At 60.0% G+C, this 16,286-nt stretch carries 17 protein-coding genes; 7 read left to right on the top strand and 10 right to left on the bottom strand.

All coding sequences use genetic code 11. The features are described from left to right. Window positions 1-66: 66 nt before the first annotated feature. The 5 genes from gloA to ACJ8IN_RS11100 all read right to left on the bottom strand — a co-directional run bounded on the left by gloA (window position 67) and on the right by ACJ8IN_RS11100 (window position 5,146). Window positions 67-474, bottom strand: coding sequence for a lactoylglutathione lyase (gene gloA / locus ACJ8IN_RS11120; RefSeq protein ID WP_004931325.1), 408 nt, complete (start codon window positions 472-474; stop codon window positions 67-69). Window positions 475-811: 337 nt separating this feature from the next. Then, on the bottom strand, window positions 812-1,915 hold the full coding sequence (locus tag ACJ8IN_RS11115) for an alkene reductase (RefSeq protein ID WP_308325688.1): 1,104 nt from the start codon (window positions 1,913-1,915) through the stop codon (window positions 812-814). Between the two features lie 89 nt (window positions 1,916-2,004). Then, the gene (locus ACJ8IN_RS11110; RefSeq protein WP_033654775.1) at window positions 2,005-2,625 is read right to left on the bottom strand and encodes a TetR/AcrR family transcriptional regulator; all 621 of its coding nucleotides are present in this window, start codon (window positions 2,623-2,625) and stop codon (window positions 2,005-2,007) included. Window positions 2,626-2,728: 103 nt separating this feature from the next. Then, window positions 2,729-4,366 (bottom strand): phosphoethanolamine transferase EptA, encoded by a 1,638-nt coding sequence (gene eptA, locus ACJ8IN_RS11105; protein ID WP_308325689.1) that lies wholly within the window; start codon window positions 4,364-4,366, stop codon window positions 2,729-2,731. Between the two features lie 138 nt (window positions 4,367-4,504). Then, a complete protein-coding gene (locus ACJ8IN_RS11100; protein WP_049234484.1) occupies window positions 4,505-5,146 on the bottom strand; it encodes an NAD(P)-dependent oxidoreductase in 642 nt (213 codons plus the stop codon). A 139-nt stretch (window positions 5,147-5,285) separates the two neighbouring features. Between ACJ8IN_RS11100 and ACJ8IN_RS11095 the strand changes: the two genes are divergently transcribed. From ACJ8IN_RS11095 to ACJ8IN_RS11085, 3 genes are all read left to right on the top strand, one after another. Continuing rightward, the gene (locus ACJ8IN_RS11095) at window positions 5,286-6,215 is read left to right on the top strand and encodes a LysR substrate-binding domain-containing protein (protein ID WP_187325707.1); all 930 of its coding nucleotides are present in this window, start codon (window positions 5,286-5,288) and stop codon (window positions 6,213-6,215) included. A gap of 23 nt (window positions 6,216-6,238) precedes the next feature. Then, entirely contained in the window at window positions 6,239-6,478 is a 240-nt protein-coding gene (locus tag ACJ8IN_RS11090; protein WP_015377731.1) for a DUF1289 domain-containing protein, read from the top strand. A gap of 99 nt (window positions 6,479-6,577) precedes the next feature. Next, the gene (locus tag ACJ8IN_RS11085; protein ID WP_197846414.1) at window positions 6,578-7,474 is read left to right on the top strand and encodes an aldo/keto reductase; all 897 of its coding nucleotides are present in this window, start codon (window positions 6,578-6,580) and stop codon (window positions 7,472-7,474) included. 60 nt (window positions 7,475-7,534) lie between these two features. On the opposite strand, the gene ACJ8IN_RS11080 is transcribed toward ACJ8IN_RS11085, so the two are convergent. Beyond that, window positions 7,535-9,379, bottom strand: a complete 1,845-nt coding sequence (locus tag ACJ8IN_RS11080; RefSeq protein WP_033638384.1) for a polyurethane esterase — start codon at window positions 9,377-9,379, stop codon at window positions 7,535-7,537. 240 nt (window positions 9,380-9,619) lie between these two features. Between ACJ8IN_RS11080 and sodC the strand changes: the two genes are divergently transcribed. Then, complete coding sequence (sodC, locus tag ACJ8IN_RS11075) at window positions 9,620-10,141, top strand: superoxide dismutase family protein (protein ID WP_033648185.1); 522 nt, start codon at window positions 9,620-9,622, stop codon at window positions 10,139-10,141. Here sodC and ACJ8IN_RS11070 read toward each other — a convergent pair whose 3' ends face one another. Genes ACJ8IN_RS11070 through ACJ8IN_RS11060 form a run of 3 tightly spaced genes read right to left on the bottom strand, consistent with a single transcriptional unit; the run spans window position 10,142 to window position 13,279 of the window. Beyond that, window positions 10,142-12,172 carry an FUSC family protein gene (locus tag ACJ8IN_RS11070; protein ID WP_033654771.1) on the bottom strand — a complete coding sequence of 677 codons (2,031 nt, stop codon included), beginning with the start codon at window positions 12,170-12,172 and terminating at the stop codon, window positions 10,142-10,144. Window positions 12,173-12,175: 3 nt separating this feature from the next. Then, complete coding sequence (locus ACJ8IN_RS11065; RefSeq protein WP_004931305.1) at window positions 12,176-13,039, bottom strand: efflux RND transporter periplasmic adaptor subunit; 864 nt, start codon at window positions 13,037-13,039, stop codon at window positions 12,176-12,178. A 3-nt stretch (window positions 13,040-13,042) separates the two neighbouring features. Beyond that, window positions 13,043-13,279, bottom strand: a complete 237-nt coding sequence (locus tag ACJ8IN_RS11060; RefSeq protein ID WP_049234481.1) for a DUF1656 domain-containing protein — start codon at window positions 13,277-13,279, stop codon at window positions 13,043-13,045. A 180-nt stretch (window positions 13,280-13,459) separates the two neighbouring features. Between ACJ8IN_RS11060 and slyA the strand changes: the two genes are divergently transcribed. Beyond that, a complete protein-coding gene (slyA, locus tag ACJ8IN_RS11055) occupies window positions 13,460-13,891 on the top strand; it encodes a transcriptional regulator SlyA (protein WP_004931301.1) in 432 nt (143 codons plus the stop codon). 92 nt (window positions 13,892-13,983) lie between these two features. On the opposite strand, the gene ACJ8IN_RS11050 is transcribed toward slyA, so the two are convergent. Beyond that, a complete protein-coding gene (locus tag ACJ8IN_RS11050) occupies window positions 13,984-14,448 on the bottom strand; it encodes a glycine zipper 2TM domain-containing protein (protein WP_033638390.1) in 465 nt (154 codons plus the stop codon). 359 nt (window positions 14,449-14,807) lie between these two features. Here ACJ8IN_RS11050 and anmK point away from each other — a divergent pair, with 359 nt between their 5' ends. Next, on the top strand, window positions 14,808-15,929 hold the full coding sequence (anmK, locus tag ACJ8IN_RS11045) for an anhydro-N-acetylmuramic acid kinase (protein ID WP_033654769.1): 1,122 nt from the start codon (window positions 14,808-14,810) through the stop codon (window positions 15,927-15,929). Between the two features lie 45 nt (window positions 15,930-15,974). After that, a complete protein-coding gene (locus tag ACJ8IN_RS11040) occupies window positions 15,975-16,277 on the top strand; it encodes an MliC family protein (protein ID WP_004931294.1) in 303 nt (100 codons plus the stop codon). Window positions 16,278-16,286: the final 9 nt, after the last annotated feature.

Genomic DNA, 16,286 nt, shown 5'->3' with positions numbered 1-16,286 from the left:
TGCGCCCGGTTGCAGGCGCTATCGCGCGGAGAATCAGCAGGGCGCAGCGCGCCCTGAAGGGGAGGCTTAGTGGCCGAGGCCCTGGCCGGCGTGTTTGTTTTCGATCAGCTCGATTTTGTAGCCGTCCGGATCCTCGACGAAGGCGATGACCGTGGTGCCGCCTTTCACCGGGCCGGCTTCGCGGGTGACCTTGCCGCCTGCGCGGCGGATGCTGTCGCAGGTGGCGGCAACGTCGTCCACGCCCAGCGCCAGGTGGCCGAAGGCGGTGCCCATGTCGTAGCTGTCGGTGCCCCAGTTATAGGTCAGTTCGATAACTGCGCCTTCGCTCTCTTCCGTATAGCCGACGAAAGCCAGGGAGTATTTGTACTCCGGGTTTTCGCTGGTGCGCAGCAGGCGCATGCCTAATACCTTGGTGTAGAAGTCGATGGCGCGTTGCAGGTCACCGACGCGGATCATGGTATGGAGTAAGCGCATAATTCCTCTGAATTGACAGTGCCGTGGCAGACGGCGGGTGGATTGAAGCACAAGCGAGTATAGCCTTGTCCCGCAAGGGAATTCAACGTGACGAGTGAGTGACGATGTCACGTATTAGTTTTCCGTCAACGGTGTCTAAATATTGATCGAGCGTACCGATCGATACAGAGTAATTGATCTGCACAATCAATTATCTATTCCAGCGGCAATCGTGTAAAAATTGAACGACAATAGAGAACAACACCAGGGAACACCGGCCCGCCTCGTGCGGGCCTTTTTGCGCGCGGCGCACAAAAAAACGGCCATGCGATTGCGTGGCCGTTGGGGTCAGGAAGGGTTACTTCGCCAGAAACGGATAGTCGGTATAGCCTTCGGCGCCGCCGCCGTAGAAGGTTTCCGGCTTAGGTTCGTTCAGCGGAGCGTGCTGACGGAAACGCTCTACCAGATCCGGGTTGGCGATGTAGCTGCGGCCGAAGGCCACCGCGTCGATGAAGCCTTTTTCGATCAACGCTTCGGCTTTCTCGGCGGTGTAGGCGCCGGCGCCGACGATCACCCCGTTAAAGTGGGCGCGTACCGAGTCGCGGAAGGCGTCGGAATACGGTTTGCCGCCGGCCCAGTCCGGTTCGGAGATGTGCAGGTAAGCGATGTTGCGCTTATTCAGCTCTTCCACCAGATACAGCGCCGCTTCTTCCTGATCTTCACCGTTGTCCAGCCCGTTGAACGGCCCCAGCGGCGAGATGCGGATGCCGATGTGCTCGGAACCCCATTCGGCGATGGTGGCGTCGACCACTTCCAGCGTCAGGCGAGTGCGATTCTCGATGCTGCCGCCGTATTGATCGGTACGTTGGTTGGAAGCCGGTGACATGAATTGATGCAGCAAATAGCCGTGCGCCGCATGCAGTTCGATGAAGTCGAAGCCGGCTTCCCGCGCGTTGGCGGTCGCCTGGCGGAAATCGTTGACGATGCCCGAGATCTCGCTGGTTTCGAGCGCACGCGGCGTGGAGGTCGGCACGCGCACCCAGGCGCCGGTTTCATCACGCACGGTGGTGCGGGTTTCGGCGTTGATTGCTGAAGGGGCGACCGGTGCTTGCCCGCCCGGCTGCAGGCTGGCGTGGGAGATGCGGCCTACGTGCCACAGCTGCACGGCAATATGGCCGTTGTTGTCATGCACTGCCTGCGTGATGTTTTTCCATGCGGCGATCTGCTCCGGCGTATGCAACCCCGGCGCGCCGGCGTAGCCTTTCGCCTGGAAGGAAACCTGGGTCGCTTCGGTCACGATCAGGCCGGCGCTGGCGCGCTGTGCATAATATTCCGCCATCAGCGGCGTAGGAATGTCGCCCGGCTCGATGCTGCGCAAACGCGTCAGCGGAGCCATAAACACGCGGTTGGGCAGGGTGATGGCGCCAACCTTCAGCGGAGAGAGCAATTTTTCAGTCTTCATAGTGCATCCTGTATTTAATAGACCGGTCGTCTAGTGGTGGGCGATAAAAAACCACGAACTGCATTTTCAATAAAAAGAAATTGTTACCGTTACGCTTGCGGCGGGCGCAGCAGCAACTCGATGCTTTCCAGCGCGCTGGTTAACGGCGCCAGCGAGTGGCGGATCTTGGCGCGCAGCGAGGCACCGAGCCACAGTGAATACAGCGTTTCTGCGGTCGCCGCGGGGCTCATGGCCACCGACAGCGAGCCCTCGGCGATACCGCGCTCGATGGCCTCCTGCAGGTGGCCGATCACGCGAGCGGTGCCCGTTTCCAGCGCATGACGCATCGGTTCCGACAGATCGCTCACCTCGGCGGAAAGCTTCACCGCCAGGCAGGCGTTGTGGCATTCGCTGCGGCAGTGGTAGCTGATGGCCTGAGCGTAATAGCCGAGCAGCTGGTGGCGGGCATCGCCACGTCTGTCGGCAAACAGCGCCTGCATTTCTGCATCATAGTGGGCGAAATAGCGTTGCAGCATCGCTTCGCCGAAGGCTTCCTTCGAGCGAAAATAGTGGTAGAACGAGCCTTTCGGCACGCCCGCGGTGGCCAGCAGTTCACTCAGCCCCATGCCGGTAAAGCCCAGGCGCAGGCTGAGGGTTTCGCCGGTGGCGAGCAGATGTTCACGTGTGTCCACGTTGCAATGCGTTGATTTGGTCATCATGGTGCCGAGCATAATAGACCGATTGGTCTAGGTCAATGGGAATAAAAAAACCGGCGCACAAAACGCCGGTTGTCTGCAAACTATTGTGCCCCAGCGGCACGAGGAAGTTAAGCGCTTACGCCGCGTTGCGGCAACGCTGCAGGATATCCAGCTGGGATTGATATTCGCGGGTCTGTACGTTCAGCATGCCCAATAGGGTGTGGAACAGGTTGTCCTGCGAAACGTCGCCCTTTTCCGCCAGCGCGTTCAGGCACTGGCGATCGATGCCGAAATTGCGCTGATAGTCGGCCGACATCCACATCAGGAAAGGCACGTGCGTCTGCTGGCTCGGCGCGAAGACATAGGGCGTGCCGTGCAGATACATGCCGTTTTCCCCCAGCGATTCGCCGTGATCGGACAAATAGACCAGCGCGGTATTGAACCGCCCGTCATACTGCCACAGCAGCTTGATGGTGGCATCGAGCATCGCGTCGGTATACAGGATGGAGTTGTCGTAGGTGTTCACCAGCTGTTCATGGCTGCAGTCCTGGATCTGATTGCTGTTGCAGGTCGGCGAAAATGTCTGGAATTCTGGCGTGCTGCGGCGGTAGTAAGCCGGGCCGTGGCTGCCCATCTGGTGCAGCACGATCACGCCGTCGTCTTTCAGGCTATTGATATAGTCGTTCAGCTTGTACAGCAGCGCGTTGTCCATGCAAACCTCGCCGTCGCAGTCCTGCGGCAGTTTCAGCTTGGTCATGTCGATGTGCGGCACCCGGTCGCAGGCGCCTTTGCAGCCGCCGTCGTTATCGCGCCACAGCACGCTGACGCCGGCATGCGCCAGCACGTCGAGCATGCCTTCCTGATGCGTTGCCTGAGTCGCGTCGTACTCTCTGCGCGGCATGTTGGAGAACATGCAGGGCACGGAGATCGCCGTTTCGGTGCCGCAAGAGCTGGCGTTCTTGAAGTAGACCACGTTGTCCTGCTTCAGGCGCGGGTTGGTTTCGCGTTGATAGCCCCCGAGAGAGAAGTTTTCGGCGCGGGCGGTTTCGCCCACCACCAGGATCACCAGCGTTTTCTTGGCCTGCCCGGCGATCAGCGGCCCTTTGCGCGCGTCCTCGCCGATCTTGACCAGCGGCAGATTGCGGGTGAAGTAACGCTGTTCGGTAAACTTGATGGTGCCGGCGACGAAGTTGGAAGGGGTCAACATCTTCACCACGCTTTTATTGTTGCGGATCAGCGAAGCATAGTCTTTGTAGAACAGCGCGGCGACGATCAGGATCACCGCCAGCGACAGCATGACGTTGGCGGCGCGCAGTCCAACCATGTACCACCAGGGGCGAGTCTGGCGAATCTGGGTGAAGCAGACCGCTACCGCCGGCAGAATGCCGAGCAGCGCCAGCCACAATCCCATGCGCGGCGTCAGCAGCGCCGTCGCCTCCTGAGGGTTGGTTTCGAAGGCGTTTTGCATCATGTTGCCGTCGATCACCACACCATAGCTGAACATGAAATAGTTGGCTGCGGCGCTGCCGAGCAAGAAAAAGATGATCAGCGGCTTGCGCAGGTAGGGCACGGTCAACACGCTGAAGATGATATTCAGCGCACAGAAGATCACCACCGGCATGCTGGCAGCGAAAATCACGCTGTGGACGCTATCGAAGGTGATATACGACCAGGCGCGATGCAGGAATAACGCGTTTTGAAACAGAGTGAAGAACAGGGCGGTGGCGAGGGTAAAACCGAGGCTGTTGCACCGTAAGCATTGACGTAACCACATTGCCGAATCGGGATCCTGAAAGTAGATAATGCTTTGAAATCTACCGGATGAAACTTAAGGAAACCTTAGAAACTCAGAATATTGGCGGCGGAGCCTGCGCGGAAAACGCCAGGCCGGGTGGCCTGGCGGTGGGGCGGTTTAGTAGGCGGCGGTGAATTGCGCGCGAATAAACTGAGGCTTTTCAATTTCATCAACGATAGCGACCGCCAGGTCTTCCACCGAAATGCTGGCCGGCGCTTCGCCGTTCATCAGCAGTTGCGTGGTGCCGAGGCGGAACTGGCCGGTGCGTTTGCCCGGCTCCAGCAGGGCGGCCGGCGAGAGATAGGTCCAGTCGAGCGCCGATTCATTGCGCAGTTTGTTGCGCAGATCGCGCACCGCCTGCGCGCCGGGGCGGATATTTTCCGGGAACTGCGGCGTATCCACCAGTTCAACGCCGGGCGCCACTTCCAGGCTGCCGGCGCCGCCGACCACCAGCAGGCGCTTGACGCCGGCCTGTTCGACCGCGGTGAGGATCTGTTGGGCGCCGCGGAGGGTTTTCTCATACAGGTTGTCTTCACCCCAGCCGGGGTTGTAGGCACTGATCGCCGCATCCTGACCGCGCAATTGCCCCGCCAGCCAGGCGGTATCGGCAACGTCGCCCAGCGCGACGGTCAGGTTGGCGTGCTCCGGCAACTCTTTTTTCTGGCGGGCGATTGCCGTCACCTGAATACCGCGAGCCAGCGCTTCATCCACCACGCGGCGGCCAACAAAACCGGTTGCTCCAATAATGGCTACTTTCATCTGCATGCTCCTTCGGGGATAGGTTCAGTATCGTGACGCAGGCCGATGTGCCTGCTGCGTGGTGTTTACTCTAGTCCTTAACAATAGCCGTGATTAGTGCCATATTCATGCTTTCTTGATTAAGTAAAACTTCATAATCGTGGATAAACTCAATCGAATGGCGGTATTCGCCACCGTGGTGGCGGAGGGATCGCTGGCCGGCGCGGCGCGGCGGCTGGGCATGACGCCGTCGGCGGTCAGCCAGCACATGCGCTCGCTGGAGAAGGCGCTTGGGGTGCCGTTGCTGCATCGCTCCACCCGCCGTCTGGCGCTGACCGAGGCCGGGGCGGCGTTTTACCCAGGCTGCGAGGCGATGCTGCAACAGGCGCAGCAGGCGGAGCAGCGGCTGGCGGAATTGCGGGATACGCTGGTGGGCGAGCTGCGCATCGCCACCCCGGTCGGCATCGGCGGCCGATCGCTTGCGGAGGCGCTGGCGCCGCTGTTGCAGGCGCACCCCAAGCTGACGCTGCGGGTGCTGGCTGACGATCGCATCGTCGATATGATAGAGCAGCGGGTCGACATCGCGCTGCGGGCCAACCGTCAACTGGCGGACGCCAATATGATCGCGCATCCGCTGACGGCGTGGCCGATGGTGCTGTGCGCCGCGCCGCGTTATCTCAGCCAGCATGGGGTGCCGGAAAAGCCGCAGGATTTGGTGCAGCACCGCTGGATCTCCAGCGGCTACAGCGGGGCCCATCTGGACTTGCTGCACCAGTCCGGCCAGCAGGTTAAGCTGCGGCTGGCGGAAGGGCAGATCGTCAGCGAGAGCATGAACGTGATGCGCGCCTTTACCCGCGCCGGGCTGGGCATTTCCGTTCAGCCGCTGTATGAAATTGGCGACGAGCTTCAGCGCGGCGAGCTGTTGCTGCTGTTGCCTGAGTGGCGGCCGGCGCCGCTGCGGCTGCATGCGCTGACGCTCGAGCGCAACGTGCCGGAGAAAAGCCGCCAGGCGCTGCGCTATTTGCGCGACTATTTTCGCCGCAATGGCGAAAAGGGACTTGCCAGCGGCGGCGATGGCGTCTTCAATTAGCAAGAGAACGCAGGAGGAGCCCCGTGGCGCAGCAGCTTGAGTTTTTCGACATTCCCAGCCCGTGTCGCGGCATTTGCCAGGCCGACGATCGCGGATTCTGCCGTGGCTGCCTGCGCAGCCGCGAGGAGCGTTTTGGCTGGATGAACATGAGCGACGCGCAAAAGCGCGAGGTGCTGCGCCTGTGTCGTCAACGCTTCCTGCGCCTGCAGCGCGCCAATAAAGCGCCCGACGAGCCGCTGCCGGAGCAGCCGTCGCTGTTTTAACCTTTCCTGATCTGCCGCACGTTCGTGTGGCTTACCGCTTCCCTGTGCCTCACCGGCTTGTGTATGCTGACTGACAACTAATGTCATGAGGTTTTCGCAATGGTAGAACGTATTCGTCTCGCGCCGCAGGGGCCTGAATTTTCCCGCATGATTTGCGGTTACTGGCGGTTGATGGAGTGGGGCATGTCGTCGCAGCAGCTGCTGACGTTCATCGAACAGCATGTCGAACTGGGCGTCACCACCGCCGATCACGCCGATATCTATGGCGGCTATGCCTGCGAACAGGCGTTCGGCGACGCGCTGCGCCTGAAGCCGGCGCTGCGCCAGTCGCTGGAGCTGGTGAGCAAATGCGGCATCGCCACCACCGCCAAGCCCGGCAACCCGATCGGCCACTACATCACCGACCGCGACCATATCGTACAGAGCGCGGAACAGTCGCTGCGCCATCTGCATACCGACTACCTCGATCTGCTGCTGATCCACCGGCCGGATCCGTTGATGGACGCCGATGACGTGGCCGAAGCCTTTGTCGCGCTGCACAAAAGCGGCAAGGTGCGCCATTTCGGCGTCTCCAACTTTACGCCCGCGCAGTTCCAGCTGCTGCAGTCGCGCCTGCCGTTCTCGCTGGCGACCAATCAGGTGGAGATCTCGCCGATTCACCAGCCGGCTATTCTCGACGGCACGCTCGACCAGTGCCAGCAACTGCGCATCAAGCCGATGGCCTGGTCCTGCCTGGGGGGCGGGCGCCTGTTCAACGACGCCGAGTTCCAGCCGCTGCGCGACGAGCTGCAGCGGGTGGCGCAAGAAATCGGCGCCGAGACCATCGAGCAAGTGGTGTACGCCTGGGTGATGCGCCTGCCGTCGTCGCCGCTGCCGATTATCGGTTCCGGCAAGATTGAGCGGGTGCGTTCGGCGCTGAAGGCGCAGAAACTGGTGCTGAACCGCCAGCAGTGGTTCCGCATTCGCAAGGCGGCGCTGGGGTATGACGTGCCTTAAGGCGGAGTAAAAAAGAGCAAAGCCGGGCGGCGAAAGCACCCGGCTTTTTTACGTCGATCTTTAGGCCAACACCACCTGATCGGTGTTGAAGTGATCGAGCGAGACGCCGATCAGCGTGACCTGGCTATGGCCGAAGGCCAGCACCAGATCGTCGTTTTGCTGCGTGGCGTAGTCGCGGATATTCCCGCTGGCGCCTTCGGTGCCGACAAACACCAGCTTATCGGTGGCGTTGAAGCCATACAGCTGATCGCGGCCAAAGTCACCGCTGAACAGGAAGGTATTGCCGTTGCCGACGCCCTTCAGGATGTCATCGCCGCTGCCGCCGACGAAGGTCAGGTTGCCGCCGGCGTGGCCGTTAAGGGTGTCGTTGCCGGCGTTGCCGAACAGCCAGGCGTCGTGGCTGCGAGCCTGCAGGACGTCATCGCCGTCGCCGCCGGCGGTGGCGGCGGCATAGGCTTTGAGGCCAGAGTCCGATTTCAATCCGGCGGCGGTCACCTGATGGTCCACCTGTTTGTTGAAGATAAGCCACGAGGTTTCTTTGCTGCGCAGGGTGCTGATGTCGTCCGCCAGCGTAATGCCGCCTTTGGCGTCGCGCAGGTAAAGCGTGTTGCCGTCGTAGGCGACCTCGGTGTTTTTCAACGCCTGTTGGGTATCGAAGATATTGTGGCCTTTGCCGCCGGCGATCAGGTTATAGCCGCCTGCATCGCGGAAGATATCGTCGCCGTCGCGCCCCTCGAGATAGTCGTTGCCTTTGCCGCCCTTGATCAGATCATTGCCGTCGCTGCCGATGATAAACGTCGGCCCGCTGTGCGTTTCCGCGTTGCGGTTCAGGTCTTCCACCCAGGTATTGCCGCGCGTCACGTTCGACAGGTTGGAGACGATGATGGTCGAGTCTTTGTCGGTCAGCGAATAAAACTCGGAGTTCAGCACCCGCATCAGGCCGTCCTGATAGAAGAACGGCAGGTGCGACAGCCAGGTCGGAATGTTGAGAATGGAAAACGGCAGCAGGTTCCAGGCGTCCGACGCGTAGTGGTCGTTGAAGTTGACGATATTGTTGGTGGCGGAGGCATGGGGCGCATCGTGTACGCCTAACGACGCCCCGGTCAGCGTGGTGCCGTCGAGCGCGCGGAACACCGGATCGTTCTCGTAGCCGATGTTGATCACCTTGCCGCCGGCTTCGTACTGGGTCGGCGAGGCGAAGGCGACATAGTTGGACTGCGCGTAGAAGCCGCCCCAGTTGGCGTCGCTCTGCGCCGCCATGCTGTTGACCGCCAGCCCGCCGAGGCTGTGGCCGCTGACCACCACGTCTTCTCCGCTCAGCCCGTGCGCCTGCGCGAACTTCGCCACGTCGCCCAGCAGCTGGCCGAAGGCCTTCAGCGTGTAGCCGTCGGCGTAGCCTTTCGGCCCGAAGCCGGCCAGCAGATCGTTAATCACATCGCCGATGGTATCGCCGATCAACGACTCGCGCGGGCCGCTGGTGCCGCGAAATGAGATGCCAATGGCGGTGAGATTGCCTTCGCTGTCATATTTGCCCAGCACCTCGGCCTGAGCGGTGGTGTAACCGGCGGTCTCGCCGTAGTAGGTGCCGCGCGCATCGGTTTTGCCGGCGTAACCCAGCTGCGCGGCGCTGATCACCGACCAGCCGGCGTTATTCACCGCCTGCTGCGCGGCCTGTTCGGAATCGGGATTCCAGGGAATGCCGGGCAGGCCGCCCTGCGATTGGGTGCTGCCGATGAGCGCAGTGACCAGCGTCAGCGGCAGACCCAGCCCGAAACCGGTCTGGTGATAGCCTTCATCGAAGCCGTTATCGATATTGTGGTAAGCGTAGGTAGAGATGGCCAAGGCGTCGGAAAATAGCGCTTTCGACGCCTTTTCGTCCAGATCCTTATAGCTAAAGATGCCCATATCAGTTCCTTATGAAGTATGCCGCGGGCCTGTAAGTGGACTCACATGCGTCGGCGGTGGAAACAGGGAAACAACGTTAGCCGAACGACAGCTGGTCAGAGGACCAACATCGGTAGAATTATTATTAGTGTTAAATATTAGGCCCGCGAATCAAATTAGCGAGATTGTGCGTTGGTTAACAGTGCCGGCGCAGGCTCTCCTATACTGATAACTCGATATAGTCATTAAGGAGACTGATTGATGAAACGTTATTGGTATGCAGCGCTCGGCCTGATGGCGTGTGGTGCGGCTCAGGCGGCGACAACCGACGTCGAGATGCACCTGGTGACCGGGCAGGGGATCGGTCAGGACATCGGCAAGGTGGCCATCAGCGAAACGCCGTATGGCCTGCTGTTCACGCCGAGCCTGAAAGCATTGCCGGCCGGGGTACACGGCTTCCACGTGCATGAGAAAGGCAGCTGCGAGCCGGGCATGAAGGACGGCAAAGCGGTGGCGGCGCTGGCGGCCGGCGGACATTTCGACCCGCAAAAGACCGGAAAACACCTCGGGCCGTATGCCGACGGGCACCTGGGTGACCTTCCGGCCATCTATGTGACCGCCGACGGCATGGCGAACTATCCGGTGTTGGCGCCGCGGCTGAAAAAAATCAGCGACATTGAGGGTAAAGCGCTGATGGTGCACGCCGGCGGCGACAACCATTCGGATCATCCACAACCGCTCGGCGGCGGCGGAGAACGCTTCGCCTGCGGTGTGATCAAATGATTATCCGCCGCTAACGGCCGGTACGGCGGTGGGCTGGCCCATCGCCTGTTGCAACTGCTGCAGCGAGCAGTAGAGCCGCCAGATCAGGCCGGCCAGATCGCGCGCCGCCTGTTCCGGGTGGTGCGCCAGCGCGTTGCTCATGCGCAGCAACTCCTGCAGCGTGGCGTCCAGCGAACTGTGCTGCACGCCTTTCTCCGTCATGATGCCGCGCAGGCAGTGGATACAGACGTTGCGCACCGCCGACAGCGGATCGGAACGGGTTTGCCAGTCGCGCAGCTGCCAGACGATATGGCTGCAGTTGAGCAGCACCACGCCCCAGCGCAGCAGCCAGGTGCGAGCGTCCTGATCCTGACTTTGATTGAGCTGGCTGATGCGATGGTAAATCAGCGATTCGAACTGGCTTTCGCTCTGCTGCGGCCGTTTGCTCAACTGATCGATAAAGTCGCGCCGCAGCGCGCGGATAATGCGGCGGCTTTTGCGTTTGTCCGAACTGGGGCGCAGGATCTGAAACGCCAGCCCGGCCAGCAGCACGCCGACGATTTTAGCGATGTTGTCATTGATAAAGGACTGGTAGTCATAGCTCGGCGGATTGCTGACGGTCAGGAACGAGCCCATAAAGACGATCAACTGCCCCCAGAGCGCGGCATAAGGCGGATTCTGCAGCTTGAGCATCTGCATGGTCACCAGGATCGGGAACAGGAAGGCGCAGAACACCCAGAAGTCGTCAATCTGGATCATCAAACCGAATTTCACCACAAAGCAGGCGACCGAGAGCAGCAGCACCGCCTTGAGCAAGGTGCTGACGCTGTTGATCGGCGAAGGCGTGGAAGAGTAGAGCACGCAGCTGATGGCGGTGAGCGTCAGCGCCGCGCTGCCGGCGTCCCACTGCGTGTTGATCCAGTAGGCGCAGCCGATCACGATGCACAAAAAGGTGCGCAGGCCGTTGTAGGCGGCTTCGTAGCTGTCGGTATGGCGCGCCAGCGCAGTGACGCGCGGCGGTTGGAGGTCGCTGACCGCCGTGGCGCTTTCCAACCGCCGCAGCCAGCGGTTGCAGCGCAGGTAAAGCCAACAGAAATCGCGCAGCCGCAGCCAGAAGGCGCGATGGCGGTAGTCCGTAGCCTCTTGCGGGGCGATCTGCTGAAGCAGGCGCGCCAAACGGTATTTGTCGGTGGCGGGATCGCGCAACTCGTCCAGCAGTTGCGTCAGCACCGGCATCAGATTGGCGGGGCGATCCGGCCAGTTCAGCAGCATGCGGCGCAGGCTGGAGATAACGCTGGTCATGCGCAGCTGTTGGTGCAGCAGATAGTTGAGCAGGTTATTTTGCCGCCGCAGCCGGTAGTGGCTCCAGAATGCCTGAATGCGCAGCAGGTTCATGGTCAGGATCTGGCCGATGACCCCTTCGTGCGAGGTGCGCATCTGCGCGGTGATCTCCGGCTGCCACAGCATGGCGGCATGCTCCAGCAGGCGCAGCTGCATGCGCCGCAGCGAGGTCAGCAGGGCTTCGCCGTCCGAGGTGCTGGGCAGGATCATCATCATCAACCCGCCGCATAGAATGCCGGTGATCACTTCGCAAACCCGCGCCTGCGCGATATCGAAGATTTGCTGGGTATCGGTGACGTTGACTGTGCCGAAGGCGATGATGGCGGCGGTATAGCCCGCCAGCGCGAAGGCGTAAGAGACGTTGTTTTGGTAATGGTTGGAGACGTAGGTGCACAGCCCGATCCAGGCGGCGATAAACAGCGTAAACAGCCAGGGATCGTTCAGGCAGTGGCCGGCGATCGCCACCGACGCGGCGGCGCCCACCAGGCTGCCGAAGATGCGGCCGATGCTTTTGCTGATCACGCCGCCGATGGTGGGGAAGCTCACCACCGCGGCGGAGGTAAGCGCCCAATAGGGTTCGTCGAGTTCGAGCACGAAGGCTACCCATAGCGCCAGACACATCGCCAGTGAGTTGCGCAGCGCATAGCGCCATTGGCCGCCGGTCGCCTTACCCCAGGGGGTGCGGCTCCACTCCAAAAAAGGCAGGTTCACACTTTAGTTCCGCTGATGAATCGAAATGGTGCAGGTGGTGCCGGCGACCAGCGTCAAATCGGCGGGCACGTTGAGCAATTTTATCCGTACCGGCACGCGCTGAGCCAAACGCACCCAAGGAACATTAGGTTTAACGTCCATTAATAGATCGTTGCTGCTGTCAACGCTCTGATCGTAAATGGCGCGGCCGATGCTCTCTACTTCCCCCTGTAGCGGCGTGTTGCCGTTATATAAAACGATGTCCGCTTTATTGCCTTCTTTTATATGCTTCAGCTTGGTTTCTTCGAAATAACCGAGCACATAAAACGAATGCACATCCACCAACGCCACCAGCGGCGTACCGGCGTTGGCGTAGTTCCCGACCCGCGCCTGCAGGTTGGTGATATAACCGTCGGTTGGCGCGTAAATTTTGGTTTTGCTCAAATTCCATTTGGCCTGTTCCAGATTGGCCAGGGCGGCTTTATAGGCGGCCTTCATTGCCTGCGCGGCTAAATTTGACTCGTCCAAATCTTCAGCGGAAATAACGTTACGCGGTAAACCGCGGCGGCGGGCAGCCTCGTGGTCCGCTTTGGCCAGATCGGATTGCGCTTTTGCCACCGCGGCCTCGGCATTGTCCAGCGCAATCTGGTAGGGCACCGGGTCGAGGGTAAAAATCAGACTTCCCGCAGGTACGAACTGATTGTCATTCGCGCTTATTTTCTCTAATCTTCCAGAGACTTCAGGGGTGATATTGACGAGTTCGGCGCGCACTTTTCCATCACGGGTCCATGGGGATTGCATATAATAATTCCAGAGCCACCAACCGGCGCAGACGGCAATGGCGCAGACGATCACCGTAGAGAAGTATTTTAATGTTTTATGCTGCATGGGTTACCAACTCGCTAAAATCCATAAGGAACCGCTGACGGTCAGAACGAAAATGGACAGGTCCATCAACATGGGATGCCAGATTTCACCGGAATACATCCAGTCTCTCAGCAGCTGATGAATCAGCAGCCATAAGAGCAGTCCTAGTAAAAAAGCTTTAAATATAGGTGGAAAATAAAGCGATGCTCCCAGGACCAAATCGGGCAAGGGAGATGAGGTGTGTAACCATGATGTATTCACATTAACAATCCCTAAGGGTGAATATGTTGAATATTTGCATAACGATTAAACAATAGCGGCTAAAAATAGTGGCTATTTCCACAATATACATTATATACATTTGTGTTTTTAATGTGAGTTACCCAAAATAGTCTAAGCTCTGGGAGGTAATGTTAGCATGCTAATTATAAGGAGGGGGAAGTGGAGTCAACATTAGGTTCAGATTTAGCACGATTAGTTCGTGTGTGGCGAGCGCTCATCGATCATCGGCTCAAGCCGTTGGAGCTGACCCAAACGCATTGGGTCACGTTGCACAATATCAATCGCTTGCCGCCGGAGCAGTCGCAAATCCAGCTGGCCAAGGCGATCGGTATCGAGCAACCGTCACTGGTTCGTACGCTGGACCAACTGGAGGAGAAAGGGCTGATCACGCGTCACACCTGTGCCAACGATCGCCGCGCGAAGCGCATCAAGCTGACCGAAGCGGCCGATCCGATCATCAGGGAAGTGGACAGTGTGATCACGTCTACGCGCAGTGAGATTTTAAGCGGCATTACCGCCGACGAAGTGCATCTGTTGGTAGGGCTGATTGGCAAGTTAGAACAAAATATCACCGAACTGCAGAACAAATAATAATATTCTTATTTTCTACGATTACAGTTTCACAGCATCAGAAATAAAACCGGAGGCGATTGCCTCCGGTTTGCCGCTTGTCGCCGGCTGGCTTACAGCGGGGAAACGGTGATGGTGTCGCCCATGCGCGCCATGCGCACGCGCTGGCCAGGGCTGAACTTGGTGTCGCCCGCTTTCTGCACCACCACGATGTTCTCTTTCTGGTCGGTCTTGATTTCCAGCTCGTAGCCGGAGGTACGGCCGGCCACTTCACCGATGCTGTTACCTGCCGCGCCGCCGGCGATAGCGCCCGCCGCGGTAGCCAGCGTACGACCGGTGCCGCCGCCAACGGTGTTGCCCAACAGCCCGCCAATCACCGCGCCGCCGATCATCCCCATGGCGTTGGAGCCTTCGCCGCCCTGAATTTTAACCGGACGCACGGAAACCAGCGTCCCGTAGGTGACGTTCTGCACCTGCTTGGCCTGCGAGGACGAGTAGACATCACCGGACATGGATTCATTGGCACAGCCGGCCAGCGTAACGGCGGCGACGGCAACGACGAGAAGACGCTTGATCATACAAAACTCCTGATGGTAGTAGTCCATAACCTGGTAATGCTCCCCAGGCAAGATTCAGTGAAAACGATAGACAAAGTATGGCTGAAAGTTGACACACCGCCATGCTTCATCGCTGCATGCAGCTTAACTTTTCTCTGTTCAACCAATAATAAACCGCGGTTTACCTTTATGACAGCCTTGGCGACATTCCGTCGCCTGTTATGGCACGGTTTAACACATAACCCGTGCCACAGCGGCGTCGGGGGGTATCTGGCTCACGAACCGTAAAAAAAGCATCATAATTCATGGCGTTAATCCGGCAATTCTGGTTTATTTGTCAGGATGAATTTTGCTTACCGCGCGGGTTAGAGGATGTTGCTATGAAGTCAGGCCGCTATATAGGCGTCATGTCCGGCACCAGTCTGGACGGAATCGATGTGGTATTGGCCGCGATCGACGATCGCATGGTGGCGCAGCAGGCCAGCTATAGCCATCCGATGCCGATGGCGTTGAAAAAAGAGATCCTGGGCATGTGCCAGGGGCAGCAAACTACGTTGGCCGCCGTCGGCCGGCTGGACGCGCAGCTGGGCACGTTGTTCGGCGAGGCGGTGCTCGGCCTGCTGAAGCAAACCGGCATCGACGCGGAGCAGATCACCGCCATCGGGTGCCACGGCCAGACGGTGTGGCACGAACCGGAGGGTGACGCGCGTTTCTCGATGCAGCTCGGTGATAACAACCGCATCGCCGCGCTGACCGATATCACCACCGTCGGCGATTTCCGCCGGCGCGACATGGCCTACGGCGGCCAGGGCGCGCCGCTGGTGCCGGCGTTTCATCAGGCGCTGCTGGGGCATCCCGTCGAGCGGCGCATGGTGCTGAACGTCGGCGGCATCGCCAACCTTTCTCTGCTGTTGCCCGGTACGCCGGTGCGCGGTTTCGATACCGGGCCGGGCAACATGCTGATGGACGCCTGGGTATGGCGCCACCGCGCGCAGCCTTACGATCAGGACGGCGGCTGGGCGATGCAGGGGCGAGTTTGCTTGCCGCTGTTGCAGCAGATGCTGGCGGATCCGTACTTCGCGCTGCCGGCGCCGAAAAGCACCGGCCGCGAGTATTTCAATATCGCCTGGCTGGAGCGGCAGCTGGCCGGATTGCCGGCGATTGCGCCGGTCGACGTGCAGGCCACGCTCACGGAGCTGACCGCGGTCAGCATCAGCGAGCAGGTATTGCTGGCCGGCGGGTGCGAGCGCCTGTTGGTCTGCGGCGGCGGGGCGCGCAACACGCTGCTGATGGCGCGCCTGTCGGCGCTGCTGCCGGGCACGGAGGTCGGGCTGACCGACGATTTTGGCGTCAGCGGCGACGACATGGAGGCGCTGGCCTTTGCCTGGCTGGCCTTCCGCACGTTGTCCGGCCAGGCCGGCAATCTGCCTTCGGTGACCGGCGCCAGCCGTGAAACGGTGTTGGGTGGGATTTATCCGGTTTTGCCATTGGGGGCCCGTTAGCTCTGTTAGGATAGCCTGTGAAGGATTTTTCTAAGGAGCAACAGCATGAAAAAAGTCATTTTCGTCGCCGGCGCGCTGGCGCTGTCCGGCTGCAGCTACATCCTGCCGCAAAGCAGCCAGACGATGCACTACCAGTGCGGCACCACGCCGCTGACGGTGGCGCTTGACGGCAAGGCGAGCGAAGTCAGCCTGCTGATGGACGGCGAACAGCTGCATCTCAAGCAGGTGCTGGCGTTGACCGGCGCCAAATACAGCGACGGCAAATACACTTTTTGGTCGAAAGACCGTAACGCCTATCTTGAGCGCAACGGCAAGGTAGTCATGAGCGACTGCGTGTTGACGGAGTGAAGGTCGACG

It is taken from the genome of Serratia sp. CY31944 (genome assembly GCF_052169175.1).
Classification (GTDB): Bacteria; Pseudomonadota; Gammaproteobacteria; order Enterobacterales; family Enterobacteriaceae; genus Serratia; species Serratia sarumanii.
Note: the sequence above shows the minus strand (reverse complement) of the source record. Positions and strands in the feature narration are given on the sequence as shown.